This window comes from Micromonospora trifolii (assembly GCF_022229005.1).
Classification (GTDB): Bacteria; Actinomycetota; Actinomycetes; order Mycobacteriales; family Micromonosporaceae; genus Micromonospora; species Micromonospora trifolii.
Map to the genome: position 1 here is coordinate 54863 of NZ_JAKKFD010000041.1, position 24420 is coordinate 79282.

Sequence of the window (24420 nt, forward strand, 5' to 3'; positions counted from 1 at the left end):
GGTCGGCCCATGGTCGGACGCCGTCGTCGTACTTCCGCCGCTCACCAGTGCCGTCGGCGGCGGTTGGTCTCGTACGCCCACATCGCCACCTCGACCCGGTTACGCACCCCCAGCTTCGTCATCAGGCTGGTGACGTGCGACTTGACAGTGCTCAACGTGATGTAGAGCTCGTCGGCGATCTCCTGGTTGGTGCGTCCCCGTGCGACGGCGACCAGGACCTGCTCCTCCCGGTCGGTGAGCGCCTCGATGGGCTGCGTGCGCGGCGCGGCCGGATCCGCGTCGGCGAACGCCTTCAGCAGCCGCGTGGTGACGCTCGGCGCAATCAGCGCGTCCCCGTTGGCGGCCGCGTGCACGGCCTGGCTGAGCAGGTCAGGGCCGGCCTCCTTGAGCAGGAAGCCGCGGGCGCCGGCCCGCAGCGCCGCGTACACGTACTCGTCGAGGTCGAAGGTCGTGATGACGACGACCGCGAGCGGCTCCGGGACCGTGGGCCCGGCGAGCGCCCGGGTGGCCTCGATGCCGTCCATGCCCGGCATCCGGATGTCGAACAGACACACGTCGGGGCGGAGCCGCCGGGCGAGCTCGACCGCCTGCCGGCCGTCGCCCGCCCCACCGACGACCTCGATGCCGGGCTGTGTGTTCAGGATGATGGTGAGGCCGGTACGGACGATCTCCTGGTCGTCCGCCACGAGCACGCGAACCGTCACGCGTCGACTCCCTCGCGCGGAAGCACTGCCGTGACGGTCCACCCACGGTCGGGATCGGGGCCGGCCTCGCAGGTGCCGCCGAGCAGGTCGGCGCGCTCCATCATGCCCACCAGGCCGAACCCGGGCGAGCCGGTCGGACGGGCGGCGCCGGTCTCGCCGTCGTCGCTGACCCGCAGGCGCACTGACGTGTCGTCGGCCGCGACGCTGACCTCGATGCGGGTGGCGTGGCGGGCGTGGCGGCGGGCGTTGGTGACCGACTCCTGAGCCAGGCGGTAGAGCGCGGAGCCGACAGTGGGCGGAAGGTCGCCGAGGTCGCCGCGCAGCTTTACGTCGACGGTCGGCCCGGTGCGGAACTGGCCGGCGAGCCGCCCGATGTCGGCGACCTGCGGGTTGGGCAGCAGGTCGGCGGGCTCGTTGCGGCGCAGGACGCGAACCATCGCGCGCATCTCGGCAAGCGCACGGGACGCCTCGGCCTCGATGGTGTGCAGCGCCTCGACGGCGGCACCCGGCTGGCTCGCCGACGCGGCGATGCCGGCCTGGGCGCGGATCGCCATCGCCGACACGTGGTGGGCCACAGTGTCGTGCAGGTCGCGGGCGAGGCGTTCACGCTCCAACAGCTTCACCTGGTCGAGCTGGCGCAGCCGGGCGGCGGCGCGGAAGCGGATGGCGACACCCAGCGTGGCGGCGGCGAACATCACCGCGAAACCGGCGACCAGTTCACCGCCGTCGACCGGATCGACCAGACCGGCGGCGGTCACCTTGGCCACCACGAAGAACGAACCGAGCACGGCATCCCGTCCGGAACCCCAGCGGAACAGCGCGTAGACCAGGACGACCAGGAAGCTCGCCGTGAACAGCTGGCAGGGATCGCCGGGCAGCACGAACGGGGCGACCGTCGTGCAGCCGAACGCGATCACCACCATCGCGAGCGGCGCGGTACGCCTCCACAGGAGCGTGGGCAGCAGCGCGAGCGCGACGACGACGCAGCCCACCCGCCACGGCAGATCGGGTCGGAGGATTCCTTCCACAGCGATCGCCGGCGCGAGGACGGCGATCATCGCCCAGTCGCGCCACACCCGCGACGGGGCGGGGGAGACCCGCGGCTCGGTCAACACCGCGTGCAGGCGAGGATGCATGGGACTCATCGTACGAACGGTGGTGCGACTCCAGATCGTCCCAAAGTACGACCCGGGTGGCCGGTGCCGGGCAATGGTCTCGGCTACCGGAGCTGGAGTTTCGCGCGGACGGCGGTGGCATCCGAATGCTCGAGGGCCGTGAAGATGTCCAGTGCGCGCTGCCAGTCGGCCCGGCCGGAAACGGGGTCGCCGAGGGCGTGGCGGGTGTCACCGAGCCGGCTGAGAGTGTCCGCCTCGCCCCAGCGGTCCCCGAGGTCGCGGGTCAGCTCAAGGGTGCGCTCGTAGCACTCCACGGCCCGGCCGTACTGGCCGAGGTGATGATGTGCGAAGCCGAGGCTGTCCCAGGTGGCGGCCTCACCGGCGCGGTCGTCGAGCTGCTGGAGGAGGTCGAGTGCCTGCTCGCAGTACGCCAACGCCCCGAGGTGCTCGCCGAGCTGGGCAAGGCACCAGCCGACCGCGTTGAGCGCGTCGGCCTGGGCCCTGCGGTGGCCGGCTGCCCGGGCCAGCACGAGGGTCCGCTCCGAGTGCTCAAGGGCCTTCCGCGGCTCACCCCGCCGGTCCCACAACGAAGCGAGGTTCTGGTGCGTACGCGCCTCGCCCTCGCTGTCTCCAGCGCGGACGTACAGGTCGAGGGCCTGTTCGAGGTGGCCCAGCGCGTCGGCGTACCCGTTGACCACGGTGTGGGCGCCGGCGAGGAAGCGGTGCGCGACCGCCTGTGCGACCGGGTCGCCGAGGCGCTCGGCGGCGAGCAGGGCCGCCCGGCAGGTCTCGACACGGTCGTGCCAGTGCCCCTGGCGGTCCAGGAACGTGTCGAGGGCCCGCCCCAGCCGCCAGGTGTGCGCGTCGAATCCGGCACCGGCGGCCTGCCGGAGCGCGGCGAGCAGGACCGGGTGCTCCGCGGTCAACCAGGCCATCGCCTCCGCGTGGGTGGTGGGCCGCTCAGGCTGCACCCCGACCGCGGGCGGTGTCACGAGGTGGTCGACCGGGTCGCTGTGCGGGCGCAGCAGGGCGTCGGCGGTGTGGGCGGTGTGTGTGTAGTGGTCGAGAAGCCGAGTGGTGGCGGCCCGGCGGTCCGGCTCTGGATCGGTGCCGCCGCTGAGTTCGGCGGCGTACGCCCGCAACAGGTCGTGCGCCGTGAACCGGCCGGGCCGGTACTCGGCGAGCAGGTTCGCGCGGGTCAGTTCGGTCAGCGACCAGCGGGTTCCATCCGCCGGAAGACCAGCCAGGCTCGCCGCCGCGGCCACCGTGATGTCCGGGCCGGGGTGCAGGCCCAGCAGCCGGAACAGGTTGGCCGCCGGCGGGGTGAGCGCGGTGTACGACCAGGAGAACACCGCCCGTACCTCACCGACCGCGTCGCCTGCGTCCAGTACGCCGAACCGCCGACCGGCCGTCCCCAGCTCGGTCGCCAGGATGGCCAGCGGGAAGCCGGACTGCTGGGCTCTCGCGGCGGCGATGCTCAACGCCAGCGGTAGCCGGGCGCAGGCGGCGATGATCGCCTCGGCGGCCTCCGGCTCGGCGGCCACCCGTTCGGCGCCGAGCCGGTTGGTGAGCAGATGACTGGCCGCGGCGCGGCTGAGCAGGCCGAGCGGTAGCGGATGCGCGCTGTCGAGGCTCACCAGAGAGGTGAGCTGGTTACGGCTCGTCACCAGCACCACTGTGGTGGGTGTGCCGGGCAGCAACGGACGGACCTGTTCGGCGTCCCGGGCGTTGTCGAGCACGATCAGGACCCGTTTGCCGGCCAGCGCGCTGCGGTACAGGGCGGCCTGGGCGTCGAGATCGGCGGGCACCCGGGCGGCCGGCACTCCGAGCGCGTCAAGAAAGCCGTGAAGCGCCTTCGCCGCGCTCAGCGCCTGCCCGCGCGGGTCGAAGCCGCGCAGATTCACGTAGAGCTGACCGTCGTCGAACCGATCGGCGACGCGATGCGCCCAGTGCACGGCCAGGGCGGTCTTGCCCACCCCGGCGGTGCCCGAGATGGCGGCGACCACGACGGCGGTGGGCGCGGCGACGAGCTTGTCGAGAAGGGCCAACTCGTCGTCACGCCCGGTGAGGCTGGCCACGTCGGCGGGCAACTGCCGGGGCACCATCCGGGCGGGTGCGCGCGGTGCACGGCGGCGGCTCTCCTCGATCCGGTCCCGGGCGGTGGCCAACGCGCCCTGCTCGGCCGGCGTGGCACCGAGGAGCCGGACCAGGGCGTCGAGCCGGTCGGTGGGCGGCAGCGTCTTTCCGGTGAGGTATTCGGCGATCGCGGTGTGCGACCAGCCGGTGCGGGCGGCCAGCTCGCGATACGTCAGCTCGCTGTCGCCCTGTTGGCGTGCGTGCCTGCGTCGCAACGCCCGCAACAACCCGGCAAGGTCGTCGGACGTATGCGCCGTCGCAGCATCCAGCGCCCTGCCCCCCACCGTCGGCAATAGACGTCCGTCAGTGTACGGCGGTGTACGGAATCCCGGCCAGAGGCCCGGCCCGATCGGCGACCCTGCTCGGGTGCAGAAGCACTGATCGAACCAATGGAGGTCACGTGTCCGTACATCTCAAGCCTCTGGTCCTGGCCCTGACCGTGTTCGCGGCGACGCTCACCGTCCCGGCGGCGGCCGCGTCGGCGGCACCCGAGCCGGCCATCTGCAAGACGAAGGCGGCCTGCGCCGACGGCGGCCTGCGCGCGACGTCGTCGGGAAGCTCGGCCCGCACCACCGGTGACATCACGACCAACGCGATCCCGGTGCCCACGCCGCCCGCGTTCCCGCCGGGCACCCCCTGCTACCGGGAGGAGGTCTCCGAGGAGGTCTACGAGACGGCGACCTACACCACCATCTACGAGTTGTACTTCCAGGCGAGCGTCTGCCTGTTCTCCAACGAGATCGTGCTGTACGGCCTGGACACGTCCCTCGCCTTCCCCAACGACGTGCAGGACCCCCGACTGACCTCGATGCAGTTCGTCGTGCGGGACCAGATCGTCAACTACAGCCCGACCGAGAAGGACGGGTACTCCGAGCTGTGGGTGACGTTCTGCCCCGACCCGGCGCAGCCGAGCGCCTGCCAGCGGTACCTGCACCGGCTGGGCCTCATCTTCAACCCCGCCTGGGTCTACCCGTTCTCCGTGTTCCAGCGCCTGAGCTGACTGTGCGGGCGGTCTTCGTCCCGTGACTGGTCAGGGCGCCTTCCACGTGGCTGCGGCGGCGTGGGGCGCCCTGATCGCTCGTGCCGGTGCCGGTTGCCAGCGGATCTCCGCGGCGTTACGTTGAGATGCCATCGATGAGCTTCTACGTCGCAAGGTACGGGGGCCGCATGTCCACGTCTGTCACTCGCCGCACGGTCCTGGCCGGTGGGGCCGGTGCCGCCATCGGCCTGGCCCTGCCCGGCCTCGCCGCCCACGCCGGTGGGCATGATCGCACCAGCGTGAGCTTCACCCTCGACGCGAGAACGCTCGATGGCGGTGAGCAGGTCACCTCGGTCACCCTCGACACCCGCCGGCTCGGTTCGATCGACCCGGCCGGGCTGACCCCCGGCACGTTCACAGTGCACGCGAAGGCCAGCAGCCCGATCCCGATCGCTCCCGGCGATCAGATCTTCAGCGAGTACGACCTGGACCGCACGGTGACCGCTGCCCGACTCGATCGGCACGGCAACATCGTGCTGGAGTTGAGCCACGCCGAGGGTCAGCCCGGCGGCGGCACCCTCGGCTACATCCTGAGCAGGGGCCGCAACGTGCGGCTGGACCTCGTCTACACCATCACCCAGAACACCCCGCTCGTCCGGCGGCACGGCTCGCCGGTCACCATCAGCCGCTTCGTGCAGGCAGGGCTGTCGAACCCCGAGGTGGACGCCTTCAGCTACCACGTCTCGGGCTCGGGTATGAAGTACCGGCTGTACTCGCCCGACCACTCGCCCCGGCACGGCCGGCGACCGCTGATCGTCTGGCTGCACGGCGGCGGTGAGGGCGCCTCGCTGCCGGACGACTACTACGACAACGAGACCACGCTGCGGGCCAACAGGGGAGCGCTCGGCTTCGCCACCCCGCAGGCTCAGCGGATCTTCTCCGGCGCGTACGTCGTCGCTCCGCAGAGCACCTCGTACTGGATGGAGGACGGCCCCCGGTTCGCCCCGCTGATCCGCGAGATCATTCAGGACCTCGTACGCCGCAAGCGTGTCGACCCGGACCGGATCTACGTGGTCGGTTGCAGCAACGGCGGCTACATGTCCCTCGAGATGACCTCGACCTATCCCGACCTGTTCGCCGCGTCGGTGCCGATCTGTGGCGTCGTCGAGCCGCTCAGCGGTGAGGGCCCGCCACTGATCACCGACGCGGAGTTGGCGAAGATCCGGACCCCGACCTGGCTGGTCACCTCCCGCGACGACGACACGGTGCCACCCGAGACCAACACCATCCACGCCCACGACCTCATCCCGGGATCACTGATCAGCCTGTACGACCACGTCGTCTGGAACGGCTACCAGTTCCCCGGCCACTGGTCCTGGATCTACGTGGCCCGCAACGACCCGAGCCTCAACGGCACCCACATCTGGCAGTGGATGGCCCGCCGTCGTCGGTGATCTGCTGAGCGGGCGAGGGGGGAGTTCGGCTCCGGGTCGACAGTGCGAGGCCGACCCGGAGCCGCTGACGTTCAGCTGACCTGGGTCAGGCGCCAGTTGTTCCTGGTGCTGCCGTTGTCGGCGTACTGGACGGCCTGGGTGCCCCAGGTGCTGGATCCGTTGAGGACGGCGAGCACCTTGCCGCTGTTGACGTTACGGATCCGGTAGGACCCGTCGCTGTTGGCCACCAGCGTCCAGCGATGGTCCGCGGTGCCGTTGTCGCTCCACTGCATGACGCGGGCGTTGTCGGCGGTCGACATGTTCTCGACGCCGAGGACCTTGCCGCTGTTGACGTTGCGGAACCGGAACGCGTTGCCGTCGGTGACCCTTACCCAGTTGTGGTCGGCGGTGCCGCTGTCACCCCACACCACGGCCAGACCGCCATCGGCGGTGGACATGTTCTGGACGCCGAGAACCAGGCCGGTGTCGACGTTGACCAGCTTGTAGGTGTCCCCGGGGCTGGTGGCGCTCACGCTGGTCACGAAGGTCATCACGCTTCGGGCGGGAAGCGTGACAGTGAGCGAGCCGTTCGACATGCTGAGCGCGCCCTGGGGCGCTACGGTCCTGCTCCCGTCGGTCAGCCAGTTCGAGACACTGCCGGACGCGGTGGCGTTGGACAGCGTGAACTGCTGGCTCACCGACGAGGTGTTCTTGTTGATGGCGACGATGACGACGGTGTCGCCACCCCGGTACGCCGAGACGTAGACGTTGGACGCGGGGTTCGCCGTCGCGTCGATCCGTACGTACCCGGGGCGGACGAACCTGGCGAAGTGCGCCATCATGGCGCCGCGCTTGCTGATCTGGCCGTCCTCGCGCATGGGACCGTAGCTGCGTCGGAGATACCACCAGACGTACGCCTGGAACTCGGCGTCCACCATGGCGCGGTGGACGTGTTCCCCCACGTCGAGCGCCTCGGGCCAGGCGTCACCCGAACTGGTGTTGCTGTTGGGGTAGTAGACCTCGGTCATCCAGAGTTCCTTGCCCGCGCCCTTCTGCTTGAAGAGGGGGTAGGCGAAGTTCGCGTACGACGTGCCGTAGAGGTGGGCGCCGATGATGTCCACGTTGGCGAGCGCCGCCGAGTCGTTGAGGATCGGGTCCGACACGGACTTCACGTACTGGAATGACTCCGGTGCGATGACCCTGGTGCTGATCGAGCCGGCGTTCTCCCGCAGGAACCGGAGCATCTCCGAGGACGTCCACCACGTCCACTCGGCCGCGTAGTCCGGCTCGTTCTGCACCGAGATGCCGTACAGGTTCACCCCGTTGTTGCGCATGTGGGCGGTGAAGTCGTTCAGGTGCGTGGCGTAGGCGCCGTATGAGCTGTACCGGAGCCGCCTCGCGTTGGTCTGGTTGCCACGGGTGAAAGTCTCGATCATGCTGGCCGGCGGGTTCCACGGCGACGCGAAGACGGTGGCGCCGAGCGCGACAGCGCGCTGCGCCGTCGCCAGATCACGGCTCCAGTCCGCCTGGTTCTCGTTGACGGGGATCCTCAGCAGGGAGAACCCGAGCCGGCCCTCGCCGGTGCCGAACGCCGTGTCCCGCTGAGCGGCTGTCAGGTCGCCGATCCAGGCCGCGTGGGCCATGGCGCCGAAGCCTCGGATCGTCTGTCGCGTCGCGGACGGGTTGATGCTCGCCGGTGCGGCGACGGCTTCGGTGGCTCCCACGACCGTCGCGACCGCTGCTACCGGTACGGCCCCCATCGTCGTCAGGACGGTTCGCCGGGTCAGCAGCTTCCGTTCGCCGGTCACCTGCTCATTCTGATCGTGCGTCATGTCTTGTCCTCCTGGGTGGTGGTGGTACGCGCCCTCTCGGTCCCGTCGGCCCGGTCGGCACCGGTCTGCTGCGCTGTCACGGGGTTGACCGTGATCCCGACGACCACTCCGGCCCTGATTGATCGTCATAACTGTTAACGCTAACAGACTTGTTACACCTCTGGCATCGGTCGGCGTGGATCACTGCTTGCGGCGTAGCTCCCGCAACACGCCGTGCCGGCGCACCGCCCACGCGAGACGCCGGACGCGCGGATGCCACACGAACAGCACCGCCGCCCGGCGGATCAGGCCGAACCGGTCGTCGCTCAGCTGGTTCTCGATCGCCTGCCAGATCAGCTCGCGCACCTTGGCGCTGGCCAGCACCGCCCGCACCTCACGCCGCACCACAGGATCCTCGGCCGCCGACGCGATGGCGGCAGCCTGACCCGGCCGGTCCGCCAGCGGCTCCACCGCCGCCGCGACGAGCGGCCTGCGTACCTCGTCCTGCTCCAGCAGCAGCAACACCGCTTCCCTGATCTCGACGGTGTCCAGGGCGGACCGCAGCAGGCTCAGCAGACTGCGCTCCACCTCGTGGTCGTGGTCCGGAACGGACAGCGTGGCCAGCAGCCCCGCAATCTCCTCGAGATCGACGACGTGACGTACCCCGGAGCGGAACTCCGGCAGCTCCCACGCGACCTGCAGAGCCTTGACGAGATTGCGATTCATGGGCCATCGCTACCCGCAGGCGCCAGCCGGCGAAACCCCGCGACCGGTCCCGGCCGGCGCACCAACCACGATCCGGTGAGGAGCGGCCGCCCCAACCCCGGGCGGCCGCTCCTCACCGGGTCAGCACCACGTCAGCGTCGAGTTGACCCGAGTGACGTTGCTGATCGTGTTGTTCGCCCCACCGCAGGGGCTCTGGGTGATGTTGGTGCCGCTGACGGTCAGATTCTGGAACCGGATGCCAGAGGAGATCGGGAACTCGCTCCGGGCCGCGATCCGCACCTCGCCACCGCCCGTCACCGTCCCCGACACCCCGGCGATCACGACGTTGTAGCAGTTCTCCACCAGGATCGCGTTGTTCCCCGTGTTCGAGATCGTCACCCGGTCGATGACCGCGCCACCGGACTCGGACACACAGAAGATCCCCCGGCCACCGCCGGACGCGAGAACGGTTCCGACCCGGATGTTGGTCGGGTACGCGTTGCCCACCCGGCCGTTGCGGTTGGCCATCCGGAACGCGGCGTACCCGGTTCCGGCCCCGGCGCCCTGCGCGTCGACAGTGCCCACCGTGGCGTTGATCGTGTCGTTGAGCAGCAGGCCGGAGTCCCGGGTGTTCCGTGCCGTGACCGTGCCGATCGTCAGACCGTCCACGCCGTACGTCTCCACCCCGTGGGTGCCGGTCCCCGACACGTACACGTTGTCGATGCGGATGTTGCGCACCTTGACCGCTCGATCTCCACCGTGGTTGTCGATGCGGATGCCCAGACCGGTGGAGAGCCGCATGTCGATCTGCCCGAGAGTCAGGTTGTTCACGTTGCGCATGAAGATCCCGTACAACGGCGAGCCGGTCAGCGTGAGGTTCTGCACCTCGACATCGGTGGTTCCGCGCGAGTACACCGGCGCCTGGTCGCCCGAGCCCGAACCGGTCACGTTGATCGTGCCGCACACCGCCAGGGTCGTGTACGACGGCAGCGACAACCGCGAACCCGCGCTCATCGAGCCGGAACCGCGAACCACCACCCGCTGCTTCGACGTACGACCCGCGGAGAGCGAGTTGACCGCCGCCTGCATCGCCGACAGCATGTCCGAACCCGAGTAGACAGTCGACGAGCCATTGCGGGCCGTCCAGGTGCTCCCGCTCAGTACGGCCTCGGCGTTGCTCGATCCGCTGCCACAGCCGGTGGTCGGTGGCGTGCTGCCACCGCCTACCGCGACCAGCTGCCACTGCTGGTTCGGGCCGTTGAGGTCGGCGTACTGACTGATCCGGCCTCCGTCGGCCGTGGACCGCTCCCAGACCTCAAGTGCCTTGGCCGAGTGGCGGTTGATCAGCCGGACGTAGCCGCCGTCGGAGTCGAGGACCTGGAACTGCTGGTTGGTGCCGTTGGCATCGGACCACTGGCGGTACTCGGCGCCGTCGGCGGTGTTCCACTCCCAGAGGTCGACGACCTTGCCGCTGTGCCGGGCCTTGAGGCGGTAGTAGCCGCTGCCGGAGGAGACGAACTGGAACTGTTGCCACGCGCCGTCGTTACGGGACCACTGTTGGATCACCGCACCGTCTGCCGTCGAGGTGTCCCGAACGTCGAGGACCTTGCCGCTGTTCCGGTTGACCAGGACGTAGTAGGCGTTGGTGTCGATGCTGGCCGCGGCTGCCGGCGGTGCGCCGACCAGAGCGGCACCGGCAGCGCCGACCAGCGTGGTGATCATGGCGAGCACCAGGCCCGTACGCCGACCGCGACGGATCGACAGGCCGCGGGGCGGTCGTCTCGTGCTGGTGAAGGGCATCGCCTCTCCTACTCCAGGTGGAAGGTGGCCGAGGCGCGTTCGGCGCTCGAACTGACCGCCTCGATGTAGAGCAGTCCGTCGCGGTGGCGCACGTGGCGGCCCGGGAAGTTCTGCGACTCCAGGGAGATCCCGGCGCTGTCGGCGAGGCCGGCTTGACGACGGAAGCTCGCGTCGCCGCCGAACAGCGCCGAGCCGTCGTTCTTCTCCACGTACAGGGCGTAGCCCCGATGACGTAGGTAGTAACCGGGGAAGTTGGTCGACTCCAGCGACACCGAACCACCGCCGGCGAGGCCGGTGACGATGCGGAACTGGGAGTCGGCCAGGTTGGTCACGTTCGGCTCGATCCGGGCCCGGTAGTCGTAGTGCCGGACGTAGCTGTTGGCCTGGTCATGTGACCGCAGCCGTACCGGTGTGGCACCGTCGGGCACCGGGATGCCGAAGTTCGGGGTGCCGTCGGCGTTCCAGTACACCTTCTGTAGCCGGGTGCGTCGGTTCGGGTCGTTGAGCGGATCGCCGGTGATGTCGCGGTAGCTGCGGTCGTGGTAGACGAGGATGTCGCTCTGTCCGTCCTCGGAGACGGTGAACGAGTTGTGGCCGGGGCCGTACTGGCTGGTGGTCGCGTTGCTGGCGAACACCGGGCTGGGACTCTTGCTCCAGGAGGCGGCGTCGAGCAGGTTCGCGCTGGCGGAGGCGCTCAGCATCCCGAGGCAGTAGTTGGCGTCCGTGGCGCTGGCCGAGTAGGTCAGGAAGATCCGGCCGTTCCGTTGGATCACCGCCGGTCCCTCGGCAACCCGGTAGCCGCGGGTCTCCCAGTCGTACGTCGGCACGACGAGCCGGGTCACGGTGCCGGTGATCTGCCACGGGTTGGCACCCATCCGGGCGAGGTAGACGTTGGAGTTGTTGGAGATCCCCGGTTCCTGCTGGGCCCAGGTCAGATAGCGCACCCCGTTGGCCACGAAGGTCGAGGCGTCCAGGCTGAAGGTGTCCCAGGGGGTGGTGATCCGGCCGCGTTCGGTCCACGAACCGGTCAGCGGGTTGGCGTTGGCGTTCTCCAACACGTACATCCGGATCCGCCACACGTCGTCGGTCCGGCCCGCGGCGACGTAGACGTACCACCTGTTGTTGATGAAGTGGATCTCTGGCGCCCAGATGTGGGCGCCCATCTCTCCGCTGGTGTGGCGGCTCCAGATCGTCGTCTCCGCGGCCGTCGCCAACCCTTGCAGGGTGGTCGCCCGGCGCAGCACGATCCGGTCGTACTGGGGCACCGTCGCGGTCAGGTAGTAGTAGCCGTCGGTGTGCCGGAAGATGTGCGGGTCGGCCCGCTGGTTCACCAACGGGTTGGTGTAGTTGACGGCCGGCGCGGCGTGCGCCGGCGCGGCCACGGGCAGACCGGCCGACACCGCCAGGACCACCAGCACCGCGGCCAGCGTCGACCGCAGACGCCGAGGGACACCGTTGCCGGCAGGCCCTCGGCGGACGGCCCGACGGGTGTTCGGGTCGGTTCGAGGGAATGGCAGCGGCATGTGTCCTCCGCGAGATTGGGAACGGCCATTGACCAGCACCCGTAGCACCGCGGCGATGCCGCAGCCGGTCCGGTCGACGCCGCGCGGCGACGTCGGGCAGGACCCGGGGAGAGGCGCGAAAGCTGGGAATGTGACGGTGGCGTTGCTACCAGGTGGCGGAGTTCATGTTGGCGTTAACATCGATACATGTCAAGGCGTGATGGCCGTCGACCTGGCCGGAACAGCGGCCTCACGTTCCCGGAGGTAGGGTCCTCGGCGTGCTGCGACGGTGGGTTCTGGCGATCCTGATGGCGGCGTGCGGCGTGCTGGTGGCGGCGGCGCAACTGGCCGACGGTCTGCCCGTCGTCGGCGGCGTCGAGTTGTTGGTCTTCCTGGCGTTGGCGCTGCTGCTGTCGCCGTGGGCCTTCCCCCGCTCGGTGGGCGCCGCCGACGCGCAGCGGGCCAGCGCGGTGGACGGCCGGCCGATCGTGTACTGGCGTCCCGGCTGTCACTACTGCCTGCGGCTCCGGTTCTCCCTCGGCCGGCTCGCCCGGCGAGCGCACTGGGTGGACATCTGGCGCGACCCGGCCGCTGCCGCAGCCGTCCGGGCGGTGGCCGGCGGCAACGAGACAGTGCCCACCGTCGTGCTCGGCGGTCAGGCCGTGGTGAACCCCGACCGGGCCTGGTTCCGCCAGCAGCTCCGCTCGTCCTGAGCCGGCGACACCCTCATCTCACGAGGTCGCCGGCGAGGTACACGGCGAGCGGGCGGCGCAGCACAGTGATGTCACTCGTCGGGTCGCCGTCCACGATCAGCAGATCGGCCTCGAAGCCGGGGCGGATCCGGCCCTTGCGGCGCCCCAGGCCGCACACCTCGGCGCCGACCGAGGTGGCCGCAGCGAGGGCGACGGTGGCGGGAAGGCCGCAGGCCACGTACTCGACGAGCGTCTCGGGCAGGATCCCGTGCGGCTTCGCGGGGCCGAGACCCGCGTCCGAACCGGCCACCAGGCGGACCCCGGCCCGGTACAGGGTGGCAACGCCGTCGCGCAGCGCGGCCTCGCTGAGCCCGGCCCGCGCCGCCATCTCCACCACCTCCGGTGGCGTGACCACTGCCGGGTCGGTGCCGAGCGTGGCACAGACCGCCACCCCCGACGCGGCCAGCCGGTCCGCGAGCTCCCCGGGGACGTGGGCACCGGCCGCTGTCACGCAGGTGCAGTGCTCGATGCCGTCCACACCGACGCGCAGCGCCTGCTCGACAGCGCTGAGCGCGTGCGCGTGCGCGGTCACCGGCAGACCCAGATCGTGGGCCTGCGTCAGTGCGGCGGTCAGCTCATCGTCGGTGAACTGCGGCCTCGTGGTGTCGGTGCCCGGGGTGAACACCCCGCCGCTGGCCATGATCTTCACCAGATCGGCACCGGCCGCCGCCCGCAGACGTACGGCCTCGCGGACCCCGTCGACACCGCTCGCCTCACCTCCCAACGACCAGCAGTGCCCGCCGACGCTGGTGAGCGGTGCGCCCGACCCCGCCACCGTCGGAAGGTCGTCCCGCCCCCGCCGATCCCGCCACCGCAGCACCGCGTCACGCCGGTCGCCCAGGTCCCGGACCGTCGTGACGCCGGCCGCCAGGTGCCTACGTAGTGACACCTCGACGACCGCGTCGAGGTCCGACTCGGGACGCTCGGCGAGCCGACCGAGCGCGTCGGCCCCGGCATCGGCGCACAGGTGCACGTGCGCGTCGACCAGTCCGGGCAGCAGCGTGCCGTTCGGCTCCTCGCGCACCGGCCAGCCTTGCGGCGCCTCGGCGTTACCCAGGTGCACCTCGGCGACGCGCCCCTCGTCGAGCAGGACCAGCACCCCGCCGTCCACGAGCCGTTCGCCGTCGAACACCCGGGCCACCCGGACGGCATGCTTCGTCATCGTCACCCACCCCGCCCCGCTCGGCCACAGCGGCCACCGGTCATGGCCTGACCATCGCATCGCCACAGGCACCCGGCCTCCCTCGCCAGAGCGATATCCATCCCCCTGCCGGGTCGGCACCTGTCGTGTCAGTCGGGACGTCACCTGTCGGTGTGGCGTTTTCGCCAGCACCTGCTGGGGATACCGACGCCGCCCGACTACTCGCGCTGGACGGGCGACGACAGGAGGACGGTCATGGCATTGGCCAACCCGGCACCCGACTACTTCGAGCCCGAGGACGGCATGTTCCTCGCAACATTGCTGATCGTTCGCGATCTGGCGCGATCACGGGAGTACTACGAGCGGGTGTTCGGTGCGACCTGCGTCCACGAGAGCAGCCCGCTGATCATGAAGTTCTTCAACAGTTACATCATCATCAACGTCGAGGGCGGTCCGACGGACGACAAGCCGACGGTGCAGGCCAAGGCGCCAGCCGACTCCAACACCCTGAGCTGCGCCATGAACATCCGGGTCCGGGACATTCGGAAGCTCTACGAGGAGTGGAAGTCCCGGGGCGCGGACTTCCTCACCGAGCCGAAGGACCACGGAACGGAGATCCGCTGCTACCTGCGCGACCCGGACGGCTACCTGGTCGAGGTGGGGCAGGGCCTCTGATCGTCGGGCGCCGGCGGTGGTGACGACAGGGCGAGCCACCCCGTCGTCTGGCATCCTCTCGTCGTACCCGCCTGGAATCATGCTGGACCGTGGATCATCAGGGGCAGTTTCGCCGTGCAGCGCGTGAGTTGGGCATTCCGGACGGCGAGATCGTCAGGTTCACCACGCATCTTCGGCTGTCGATCCGGTTGGGCGGGGGTTCCGGCGGTGTCCCGGTCGGGCAGTTCGGTGGGTTGCCCCGACTGCCGGTGGGCACCGACTGGCCGACCGCCGGAGCCAGTCCGTTGCCGTTCGTCTTCTCCGTCGACTGTGCGGCGCTGCCGAGAGTCGACGACTTCGGCCTGCCGGCGGACGGCTCGCTGCTCTTCTTCCTGGCCCACGAGGAGGACCACCTCGCCGGTGGCACCGGAGACCGGAGGTACGCCCGAGTCGCGTACGTGCCGGCCGACACCGATACCGAGGTAGCGGAAGAACCCAGCATCCCCAATCTTGTCGGGGAGCAGTACGACGTCCGGGCCACGCTGGGCGCGGAGCTGCCTCCTTGGTTCGCGGCGCACGACGACGATGAGGACGAGGACGATCTGTCGCCCTTCCAGCAGCAGTTGGCCGCTGATCTGGAGCGTGACCTGCCGCATCTGGAGGAACTCCGTGCGCTGGCCGACGACCTCTGGCCGCCCGATGAGGGGCTTGCCAGCGCCGATATCGGCGGTTACGCCGACGACGAGGTCATCAGGAGTATCGCGGAGCAGACCCTCGCCGGGCGGGAGAAGGCCGGCGAGATCGTCGTCCCGGTGGCGCAGTGGTATTCCCAGGTTGAGCAGGAGAAGCACCAGCTGACGAGCGAGTGGGTGTCGCTCGCCCGTTTTCCGCTGGCCAACGAGTTCTACTACGGCAGTTTCGTCATCCGCCACGACGACCTGACCGCCGGTCGGCTGGACGAGGCGCTCTCCGTGACCGATTTCAGTGAGTAGAACAGCGACGGCGGCGCACCTGCGCTGCCTAGGGTCGTCCGTCGATCATGCGGCGGGCTAGCCTGACCTGCGGTGTCTCGAAACCGCGTGACCAGAGGAGTCGATGCTGACATGACGGCAGGACGACAGATGCCGACCCAGGACGAGGTGCTCGGGTACTTCGACACGCTGTCCAACTGGGGACGGTGGGGCGATGACGACGAACTCGGCACGCTGAACCACGTCACCGACGACGTCCGGTTGGCGGCGGCGCGGGCCGTGCGGCACGGCAGGAGTGTGTCCTGCGCATGGGAGGTCGCCGCACCGGGAGACATGGAACGGTCGACGACGACGTGCCCGTGCACCGCCGACATGCCGGGTGCGGAGAACATGCCGCCCGCCTTCCACGCCGACCGGCGCTGGGGCTTCTCATCCGAGCGGCTCGGCATCTCCTTCCACGGCAACACCCTTACCCACCTCGACTCGCCGTGCCACATCTACTGGGACGGCATGATGTACAACGGGCGATCGCACTCGTTGGTCGACGCCGCGACGGGCTCGGGGTGGGCGGCCGTCACGGCGGCCGCGAACGGGATCGTCACGCGTGGTGTCCTGCTGGACGTCGCGGCGGCCCGCGGTGTGCCGTGGCTGGAGCCGGGGGAGGGCGTGTCTCCCGACGATCTCGAGGAGGCCGAGCGTCACCAGGGTGTGCAGGTGCGGCCCGGCGACGCGGTACTCCTGCGGACCGGCTACGGGCGCTTCCGGCATGAGAACGGTGCGGCCAGCGGTTTCACGCAGGCCGGCTGGCACGCGTCCTGCCTGCCGTGGCTGCACGAACGCGGGGTGGCGCTGATCGGCGCCGACACACCACAGGACGTCCAGCCGTCGGGGTACGCCGACGTGTTGATGCCGGTCCACGCCGTGAGCCTCGTCGCGATGGGTCTGTGGATGCTCGACAACTGCGACCTGGAGGCCTGCGCGACGACGGCTGCCGAGCTCGGCCAGTGGGACTTTCACCTGGCGGTCGCACCGGTCCGCTTCGCCGGCACGTCCGGCAGCCCGGTCAACCCGATCGCCACGTTCTGACCGGGGCGGCGTGCGCCGCGCAGGCTACGGCGATGTGCTGCGGCGCTGCTCACTCAGTTCCAGGACGGGCCGGGTCAGGATCTCTTCGGCGTACCCGTCGTCAGAGGCGAGCCACTGGCCGAAATCCTCGTCCCGGTAGGCGGTCGCGAGGGCGAGCCACCCCAGGAAGAAACCGCTGCCTCCACAGGTGGTGCTGCCGCCATCGCCGCCACACACGATGGTGCGCTCGGTGGTCACCTCGTGCATGTACGGATCTTGCCCGATCGTCAGCCCCCACAGGTTGGCCTCGCGGTGCGTGCCGGTCTTGTGGTCGTACGGGTAACCGTCGTTGGGGCAGTCATCGCCCCAGCGGAACAGCGTCGCCGCCCCCGCTCCGCACGCCCACTCCCACTCATCAGCCGTCGTCGTCCGCAGGCCGGCGCTCGCGAGTTGGGTCATCGCGTCGTCATAGGACACGTCCGTAATCGCTCGGGCCCTCGCCACCTGCCCGGCCCGGTCGAACTCGACGGTCAGCCCACCGGCGGACCGGAACTGGCTCACCCCGTCGAGCTCGGCCCCCTCCGACGTGAGGAGTCTGAGCACCCGGGGGTCGTCCGGTGCCAACGAGACCTCGCACGGATCGAATGCTTCCACAGCTACCAGCATTGCTGGCAGCTCAACGGTGCGCGCCGGCGAGGTCATCGCGTCGACGTACTCGGCCAGCTGTGGAAGGCCGTACTCCGCAGCGCTGTCGGCGTAGCTGGCCATCTGGTCCGATGTGGGCCGGAAGCGGGCCGCGTCGTGACCCAGCGTCGGTCGGCCGCCGGGTACCAGAGCGAACCGCATCCCGTCCCGTTCGAACAGCGCCACCCGATGCGAGCGCCCCGCGTACACCGCGTCCTGAAGGCCGACCGGCACGGTCAGACCGTGCCGGTCGGCGATCTCCTCGGCGAGGCGGCGCGCGGCACCATCGGAGAGGTCGCTCCACTGCGTGAATGTGAGATCGGCGTACGACACCGCGCAAGGATAGGACCGGACGGTCTGCTCCCGCAGGCGCGGAAACGTCACGAGCCAAACGCGTAGCCATTTCTCATGGTCTCTCCAGTCTTCGGCAGTTGGCTGCGCGCCGGCGGTAGTCGGCGGCCACGGCGATGACGAGCGGGCCCCACGCGAGCATGGGGGCGTAGTAGCGAAGCACCTCCCAACCGGGAGTCGGGTGCACCGGTTCGTCCTCTCCGATGCCTACCCAGGTGCTCTGCACAAAATGGAACCTGCGGTTGAGGAAGAAGTACACGCAGATGGCGACGAGCAACCAGCCGCCGGTCAGCGCCACGCGCACGACCGGACGCGCGGGGATGGAACGGCCACCGATGCCGGGCACCCAGTGCGGAACTCGCTGTCCCCACCGGTGCACCAGCCCGAGTGTCAGCAGGGCCAGTCCCATCGACAGCGCGGACAGGAAGACCATGTACCAGTGCGTCGTGCCATCGTCGGTGAACACCAACGACAGTCGCCAGGCCGCGGACGGCAGGACACAGAGCGGTACGGCGTAGGCGGCCCAGATCGCCCAGGGCGGCGGGGCGGCGGTCGAGACGCGGGCAGAGTCAGCGTGGTTCATGGACGCTCCGATCCTCAGAGGCGGTCATGGCGGCGTCGGTCGAGGTGGCGAGGGCGTAACCGGTGGTGGTGACGGCCAACGACACTCCCCAGCCGAGGAAGACCAGCAGCGTGGCGGTGACGGCCCACCCGTCCCACACGTCGGACCAGCGCGTGTCACCGGTGAGCAGTCGGCCGACGAGCACCGCGATGCTCAGCACGCCGTAGGTGACCAGCGTGAGCGCCACCACGCCGGCTGGGATCACCGCCAGCGGTCGGGGGACCTGTCGACCGTGGAGAACCGGCACCCACCGCGGAAACTGTTGCCCCCACCGCTGTACCAGCCCGAGAACGAGCAGGCCGGCGAGCGGCGGGACGAGCGTGATGGCCAACCCCGTCGCCGTGGAGAGGTTCCGTTCGATGTCGTTCAGTTCCTGCTCGGAGATGCCGACCGGAACGCCGAGCACCCACAGCGAGTGGGGCACGGCCCAGCCGGCCACGGGCAGTGCGGCGGCGACGTACGCCCAGCGGCGCGTCCACAGCGGCACCGGCCGGTAGCCGACGACGGCCGGTCCACGCCGGGGCCCGGATGCGTTCGCGAGCCCGGCGAACAGGACGCCACCGGCCAGCAGCACGAGCCGGGCTCCGAGGTCACGCCAGTCCGAGGGCCGCCCCGCCAGCGCCGCCGGGATCTCGAAGAGCAGGTGCAGCGGGAACGCGGCCACCAGGAGCAGCGCGGCCGCAGCCCAGTTGCCGGCGGTCGCCCGGCTGCCGGGGAACCGGACCGTGCACGCGAGCACCACCGCGAGAGCGACGCCGACTCCCACCGCGCCCCAGCCCGACCAGAATGGCAACGCCACGACCTGGTCCGCACCGCACCCGCCCGCCGGATCGACCAGATCGGTGCGATCGCAGGCGGTGTATCCCCACCGGCCACCCGCGATCCAGTAGAGCCGCTGAGCCACAGCGACGACGACGAACACGGCACACGCCAGCACCCACGGTCTGGTGCGGGTCGGTGCTTCAACGACAGCCATGGACCAACGATCGCCGGCTGCGGATCAGCTGTCCTCCCCGACGGAAGGGGAAGCCCTCCCTCCACCGGGGGACAGACTGCCCGGGGTACGGACGCGGGGGCGCGGGGCACCAGCGACGGTCGCCTCAAGGAATGCTCAAATTCGATCGACGTGAACCACTGGAGCTGTGAACGCACATACGCTCACCGGACCGGTCCGCCGGCAATCACCCGTCGTAGGCAGAAGGAGGGGGAATGCGGCGATCACAACGGCGCATCGCGCTGCTCGCGCTGTCCACCCTGGTGGGCAGCATCCTCGTGACGACCGGCCCCGCGGGCGCGGATCCCACGGGGCCGTCAGCCGCCGCCAGCCGATCCCAGCCTGAGGATCGTGAGTCGGTACGCCTCGTACACATCAGGCTGACCGGCGCCGACATGCTGGACAAGGTGGCGGCGGCCGGCTTCGACCTCGAACACGGCCTCCGGCGCGTGCCCAACGGCATCGAGGGCGAAGCGGTGGTGACCGCCGAGCAGGTCACCGAGCTCACGGCGATGGGCGTCGAGGTGCTCGGCGACGACGCGGGCTTCGCCTGGAGCGACGAGGCCGACGGCGGCCTTGGCGTGGGCGCGGCCAGTGCCCGGGCGGCCCAGCCGGCGAACCACGACGCGACGGTACGCGTCGTCCGCGCCGACTGGTTCACCACGAAGGGGCAGGGCTTCCTCTACGTCGAGGCGCGGACCACCGAGGGACAGCAGGCGGACCCGGTCGTCGGGATGCAGGTGGAGAACGACTCGGGGAAGGGCACACCGTTCGGCTTCGCCCGGACGATGAGCCGGTTCGTCGACTCGGGGCAGTACATGTTCCACCGGAACCTGTTCAAGCTCGACGTACGCCCCAACAAGATCAAGCTGACGAGTTCCACAGGTGGCGTCGCGACCGGCGTCGTCTCCAACTGGCTGGAGAACGCCCCGCCGCCACTGACGGCGAACCCGTCCTACAAGTCGGACTTCGTGGACGGCTACCGGCACCCGCAGCAGCTCTTCAGCCGTGCCAAGGAGATCGCCCGTCAGTACCCGGACATCGCCGAGATCGTCTACCTGCCGAACCAGACGAACGGGTACCAACGCAAGGCGCAGGCCCAGATCGGCGGTACGGGGCAGGCGGCGGTCGTCGTCTCCTCGACGGCGTGGGGTCACCAGGGCGGCAACGACGTCACTGTGGACTTCGTGGATCGGCCCGACCCGGATCTCCCGCTGGCGGTGGAGGTCACCGGCAAGGCGGTCCGTGTCCTGCTCGCCACTGACGCCTCGGGTGCGCCGACGAGCACGGCCGCCGAGGTGGCCGAGGCGCTGCGGACCCGCTCTGCGGGCCTCATCGACCGGGCGCACCCGTACCGCACCAACGAGGGCACCGGAGTCGTCGCGCCGACGGCCGGCCCGGTCGCGCTGACCGACTTCCTCGACCAGAAGCGCGTCGGGGCACCGGAGGGCGAGGTGCCGCGAGGCCCCGCGACGATCCCGGTCCTGCGGATCGGCAAGCACCGTGACGGTAAGAAGCCTGGTGTCCTCATCCAGGCGCAGGACCACGCCCGCGAGTGGGTGCCGGCGACGACCAGCCTGGAGTCGGCCGAACGTCTGGTGCACAACTACCGGTCCGACCGGGAGACGAAGAAGATCGTCGAGAACACCGACGTCTTCTTCATCCTGTCCAACAACCCCGACGGGGCGAACTACAGCTTCTACAACTTCGCCTCGCAGCGTAAGAACATGACGAACCACTGCCCGGACGTGAGCGCCGATCCGGCGCAGCGGAACTCCTGGGGCGTCGACCTGAACCGGAACTACCGGGTCGGGTCGGGCCACGACGGCTACGCGGGAGGGTCGACCAACTGCGTCAGTGGCACCTACCAGGGGCCGGAGGAGCTGTCCGAGCCCGAGTCGAAGAACATCATCTGGCTGGTCGAGAAGTACAGGAACATCAAGTTCATGATGTCGGTGCACTCCAACGGCGGCCAGCTCTTCTGGCAGCCCGGCGCCTACATCGCGGACGGCCGGATCACCACGCCGCGCCCGCCCCTGGGTGACGAGGCGTTCTACTGGCAGTCCGCCGCCCGGATCCTGTCGCAGGTCAAGGCGCACCGGGAAACCGTCGTCACGCCGGAGAACGTCGGCGGCTCGTCCGACGTCCTCTACTCCTCGGCCGGCAACGTCCGCGAGGACCTGTACCACACCTACGGGATCTACGCGTTCGGCTGGGAGGTCGGCGGCTCGGTCTACAACCCGGCCACCGGTGACTGGCAGGGCGGTTCGTTCCAGCCGGAGTGGGACGGGAACCCCGAACTCGTCAGTGGCCACGCCGAGACGATGGAGTACGCCAACGGGATCATGGAGATGTTCCGGGTCGCGGCCGACTGGGGCAGGGACAGGAAGAACCCGACGTCCCAGCTCGTCCCGGGCGCGGGGCGCTACTCCCGGCCTGTCGACGTGCGCTTCGAGACCAGTGAGCCGGCCACCATCTACTACACGACCGACGGCAGCCGGCCCACGCTCGAGTCGCCCCGCTACGCGGCGACCGAGTTCCGCGAGCCGGGGCAGGTGTTCCACGTGACCGAGACGACGACGTTCAACTGGTTCTCGGTCGACAGCGCCGGCAACATCGAGAAGAACTACGACCCGACGAAGAACGACAAGCGCAACAACTACCGCACCGCGACGATCAGGATCGCCAAGAGGTAGCGCCCGCGACATTCGTTGCCCCGTCGGTGTGGATCACCCGCGCCGACGGGGCAACTTCCGCACGAACAGGCCGCGCCGGTCAGCCTCGTCGGCCGGCCCACAACGGGCTGTCCACGTAGTGGTTGTCGTAGCGGTCCTGGGTTTCGCCGACGTCCTGCCAGGTGGCTTCGCCCTGGTGCACCTTGTCGAGCAGCCGGTAGTAGTCGAACCGTGGCTTGCCTGGGGTGATCACGACGAGGAAGTCGGCGTCCTCGCCGTCGGCGGGGGCGAAGGCGTGCGGGGTGTTCGGTGGGACGAAGAGCGCGTCTCCCTTGTGCAGGGTGTGCACCTCGTCGTCGACGAGCATCTCGAGGGCGCCGTCGAGCACGAAGAACAGCTCACCGGAGCGGGTGTGCAGGTGTGGCGGCGCACCGTCGGTGCCGTGCTTGAGCACTGTGCGGTTGCTGGTCAGGGCGCCGCCGGTGTGCTCGGGGTCGAGGAGCAGCGTGATCACGCTGGCCGGGTCGCTGTCGAGAACCTCGGCCTGGGCTGCGCGTACCAAAGTCATTGTCGGCTCCTTGGTCGTTCATCGGTTCCTAGACACTAGATGTCCAGAATCATCCGACGCCAGCGATCATGACCGGCGTCTCAGATTCTGGACATGTAGAGTCCAGGATCATGCGGATGAGTCAGGGCGTCGAATGGGCCCTCCACACGTGCCTCAACCTGAGCTGGCTGGACGCCCCGGTGCCGACCAGCACCCTCGCCGCCTTCTACGAGTTGCCACCGGCGTACCTGAACAAGCAGCTCCAGGCCCTGGCCCGGGCCGGGATCCTCACGTCGACCTCGGGGCCGCGCGGCGGCTTCCAACTGGCCCGGACCCCGGCGGCGATCTCTCTGCTGGACATCGTGGCCGCGATCGACGGCCCGGAGGAGCTGTTCCAGTGCGACCAGATCCTCCGCAAGGGCCCGGGCGAACACGCGGGCGTCGACTATCGACAGTCATGCGCGTTCGCCCAGGCGATGCGGGGCGCCGACCTGGCCTGGCGGCGGGAGCTGGCCGGCAAGACCGTCGCCGACGTCCGGGCCGACGTCGAGCGCGGACACCCCGAAGCGCCAGCCAACACCAGGGCCAGGATCGTGGAACTGCGCTGAGGCGTGTTTCAGAAGTCGTGGGTGGCCGGTGAGGTCACGGCGTGGCGGTGATCGACAGGGATCGGCCGGGGCGGTGGTGGCGCCGTCGAGGCGCGGACGACGAGCTCGACCGGTTGGTCGGCCGCCGGTGGAAGCTCGACGTCCGGCTTCTCGATGACCTGTACCAGCAGCGCGAGGCCCTGCCGCGCGACCTCGTCGAACGGCTGCCGCACTGTGGTGAGCGGGGGAGTGACGTAGGCGGCGACCGGGATGTCGTCGAACCCGACGACGCTGATGTCCTCGGGCACCCGGCGCCCGGCCTCGAACTGCGCGCGGATGAGACCGATCGCCATGTCGTCGTTCGCGGCGAACACCGCGGTCACGGTGCCGTCGCCGGCCAGTTCCCGGCCCGCCGCGTAGCCTGACGCGGCCGACCAGTCGCCCTCGACGACCGGCGGCTCGTGCGCACCGTGGGCTCGCAGCGCCTCGCGCCAGCCGGCGAGGCGGTCCCGTGCCGAATACCACCGCTGCGGGCCGGCCAGGTGATGGACGGTCGCGTGCCCCAACTCCAGCAGGTGCTCGGTCACGGCCCGCGCGAGCCGGCCCGCGCCGACCCTGGCGGTCACCACCTGCGGCGCGACGAAGGTGGGCGGCGCGCCGAGGACCAGGACCGGCACGTCCACGCCGATGAGGCCGACACCCTCGTCGATCGGCTCGGAGATGACGACGCCGTCCACGCCCTGGTCCAGTAGCGACGCCAGGGCGCTCGCGATGCCGCCCGGGTCGCCCTCGATCGTGGTGGCCACCCGCAGCGTGTAGCCCACCTCCCGGACCGTCCGCTCGATGCCCGTGAGCCACGACGCCGGCCCGTACAGGGCGCTGCCGAGCGTCACCACGCCGATCGACCGGGTCCGCCCGGAGGCCAGCGCCCGGGCCGCCTGGTTGCGCCGGTAGCCGAGCTCCGCGGCGGCGTCCAGAACCCGCCGGCGCACGTCGGCCGAGACATACGGCTCGTCGTTGAGGACCCTGGACACCGTCTTCTGGGAGACGCCGGCCAGTCGCGCGACGTCCACGCTGCGCGGCGTCGCAGGGCTTCCACCCGGCCTTGCCAGTGGCGTCACGGCACCTCCCATCCCCAGTCATAGTCCTGTATGATTGCGCAGTCATGTCTACGCGATCAGGCACTCGCCAT

21 protein-coding genes are annotated in these 24420 nt (G+C 69.9%); 8 read left to right on the top strand and 13 right to left on the bottom strand.

What is annotated here, in order from left to right:
- Positions 1–41: 41 nt before the first annotated feature.
- The 3 genes from NIE79_RS24045 to NIE79_RS24055 form a co-directional block, all read right to left on the bottom strand.
- A complete protein-coding gene (locus NIE79_RS24045) occupies positions 42–704 on the bottom strand; it encodes a response regulator (protein ID WP_238680720.1) in 663 nt (220 codons plus the stop codon).
- Positions 701–1849, bottom strand: coding sequence for a sensor histidine kinase (locus tag NIE79_RS24050; protein WP_238680721.1), 1149 nt, complete (start codon positions 1847–1849; stop codon positions 701–703). Before NIE79_RS24050 ends, NIE79_RS24045 begins: the two co-directional genes overlap by 4 nt.
- A gap of 74 nt (positions 1850–1923) precedes the next feature.
- Positions 1924–4239, bottom strand: a complete 2316-nt coding sequence (locus NIE79_RS24055) for an ATP-binding protein (RefSeq protein WP_238680722.1) — start codon at positions 4237–4239, stop codon at positions 1924–1926.
- Positions 4240–4355: 116 nt separating this feature from the next.
- On the opposite strand from NIE79_RS24055, the gene NIE79_RS24060 reads away from it, so the two are divergent.
- On the top strand, positions 4356–4955 hold the full coding sequence (locus NIE79_RS24060; protein WP_238680723.1) for a hypothetical protein: 600 nt from the start codon (positions 4356–4358) through the stop codon (positions 4953–4955).
- Between the two features lie 167 nt (positions 4956–5122).
- On the top strand, positions 5123–6388 hold the full coding sequence (locus NIE79_RS24065) for a prolyl oligopeptidase family serine peptidase (RefSeq protein ID WP_238680724.1): 1266 nt from the start codon (positions 5123–5125) through the stop codon (positions 6386–6388).
- Positions 6389–6459: 71 nt separating this feature from the next.
- Here NIE79_RS24065 and xynC read toward each other — a convergent pair whose 3' ends face one another.
- From xynC to NIE79_RS24090, 4 genes are all read right to left on the bottom strand, one after another.
- Positions 6460–8199, bottom strand: a complete 1740-nt coding sequence (xynC, locus tag NIE79_RS24075; RefSeq protein ID WP_274524576.1) for a glucuronoarabinoxylan endo-1,4-beta-xylanase XynC — start codon at positions 8197–8199, stop codon at positions 6460–6462.
- Positions 8200–8379: 180 nt separating this feature from the next.
- Positions 8380–8904, bottom strand: a complete 525-nt coding sequence (locus NIE79_RS24080) for a hypothetical protein (protein ID WP_238680725.1) — start codon at positions 8902–8904, stop codon at positions 8380–8382.
- Between the two features lie 120 nt (positions 8905–9024).
- Positions 9025–10683, bottom strand: coding sequence for an RICIN domain-containing protein (locus NIE79_RS24085; protein ID WP_238680726.1), 1659 nt, complete (start codon positions 10681–10683; stop codon positions 9025–9027).
- Between the two features lie 8 nt (positions 10684–10691).
- Positions 10692–12206, bottom strand: coding sequence for a family 43 glycosylhydrolase (locus NIE79_RS24090; RefSeq protein ID WP_238680727.1), 1515 nt, complete (start codon positions 12204–12206; stop codon positions 10692–10694).
- 257 nt (positions 12207–12463) lie between these two features.
- Between NIE79_RS24090 and NIE79_RS24095 the strand changes: the two genes are divergently transcribed.
- Complete coding sequence (locus tag NIE79_RS24095) at positions 12464–12898, top strand: glutaredoxin domain-containing protein (RefSeq protein WP_238680728.1); 435 nt, start codon at positions 12464–12466, stop codon at positions 12896–12898.
- A gap of 13 nt (positions 12899–12911) precedes the next feature.
- Here the strand turns inward: NIE79_RS24095 and NIE79_RS24100 are convergent, their stop codons facing one another.
- Positions 12912–14099, bottom strand: coding sequence for a metal-dependent hydrolase family protein (locus NIE79_RS24100; protein WP_238680729.1), 1188 nt, complete (start codon positions 14097–14099; stop codon positions 12912–12914).
- A gap of 234 nt (positions 14100–14333) precedes the next feature.
- Here NIE79_RS24100 and NIE79_RS24105 point away from each other — a divergent pair, with 234 nt between their 5' ends.
- The 3 genes from NIE79_RS24105 to NIE79_RS24115 all read left to right on the top strand — a co-directional run bounded on the left by NIE79_RS24105 (position 14334) and on the right by NIE79_RS24115 (position 16789).
- The gene (locus NIE79_RS24105) at positions 14334–14753 is read left to right on the top strand and encodes a VOC family protein (RefSeq protein WP_238680730.1); all 420 of its coding nucleotides are present in this window, start codon (positions 14334–14336) and stop codon (positions 14751–14753) included.
- Positions 14754–14842: 89 nt separating this feature from the next.
- Positions 14843–15724: a DUF1963 domain-containing protein gene (locus tag NIE79_RS24110; RefSeq protein ID WP_238680731.1), complete on the top strand. Its 882-nt coding sequence runs from the start codon at positions 14843–14845 to the stop codon at positions 15722–15724.
- 111 nt (positions 15725–15835) lie between these two features.
- Positions 15836–16789: a cyclase family protein gene (locus tag NIE79_RS24115; RefSeq protein WP_238680732.1), complete on the top strand. Its 954-nt coding sequence runs from the start codon at positions 15836–15838 to the stop codon at positions 16787–16789.
- A gap of 24 nt (positions 16790–16813) precedes the next feature.
- Here the strand turns inward: NIE79_RS24115 and NIE79_RS24120 are convergent, their stop codons facing one another.
- From NIE79_RS24120 to NIE79_RS24130, 3 genes are all read right to left on the bottom strand, one after another.
- Positions 16814–17785, bottom strand: coding sequence for a hypothetical protein (locus NIE79_RS24120; protein ID WP_238680733.1), 972 nt, complete (start codon positions 17783–17785; stop codon positions 16814–16816).
- A 73-nt stretch (positions 17786–17858) separates the two neighbouring features.
- Positions 17859–18386 (bottom strand): hypothetical protein, encoded by a 528-nt coding sequence (locus tag NIE79_RS24125; protein WP_238680734.1) that lies wholly within the window; start codon positions 18384–18386, stop codon positions 17859–17861.
- Positions 18373–19401, bottom strand: a complete 1029-nt coding sequence (locus tag NIE79_RS24130; RefSeq protein WP_238680735.1) for a hypothetical protein — start codon at positions 19399–19401, stop codon at positions 18373–18375. The genes NIE79_RS24125 and NIE79_RS24130 overlap by 14 nt, the downstream gene beginning before the upstream one ends.
- Positions 19402–19634: 233 nt before the next feature.
- On the opposite strand from NIE79_RS24130, the gene NIE79_RS24135 reads away from it, so the two are divergent.
- Entirely contained in the window at positions 19635–22115 is a 2481-nt protein-coding gene (locus NIE79_RS24135; protein WP_238680736.1) for a M14 family zinc carboxypeptidase, read from the top strand.
- Positions 22116–22194: 79 nt separating this feature from the next.
- Here the strand turns inward: NIE79_RS24135 and NIE79_RS24140 are convergent, their stop codons facing one another.
- Positions 22195–22662 carry a cupin domain-containing protein gene (locus NIE79_RS24140; protein ID WP_238680737.1) on the bottom strand — a complete coding sequence of 156 codons (468 nt, stop codon included), beginning with the start codon at positions 22660–22662 and terminating at the stop codon, positions 22195–22197.
- 110 nt (positions 22663–22772) lie between these two features.
- On the opposite strand from NIE79_RS24140, the gene NIE79_RS24145 reads away from it, so the two are divergent.
- Positions 22773–23249 carry an RrF2 family transcriptional regulator gene (locus tag NIE79_RS24145; RefSeq protein WP_238680738.1) on the top strand — a complete coding sequence of 159 codons (477 nt, stop codon included), beginning with the start codon at positions 22773–22775 and terminating at the stop codon, positions 23247–23249.
- Positions 23250–23257: 8 nt separating this feature from the next.
- Here NIE79_RS24145 and NIE79_RS24150 read toward each other — a convergent pair whose 3' ends face one another.
- Complete coding sequence (locus tag NIE79_RS24150; protein ID WP_238680739.1) at positions 23258–24301, bottom strand: LacI family DNA-binding transcriptional regulator; 1044 nt, start codon at positions 24299–24301, stop codon at positions 23258–23260.
- Positions 24302–24420 lie beyond the last annotated feature (119 nt).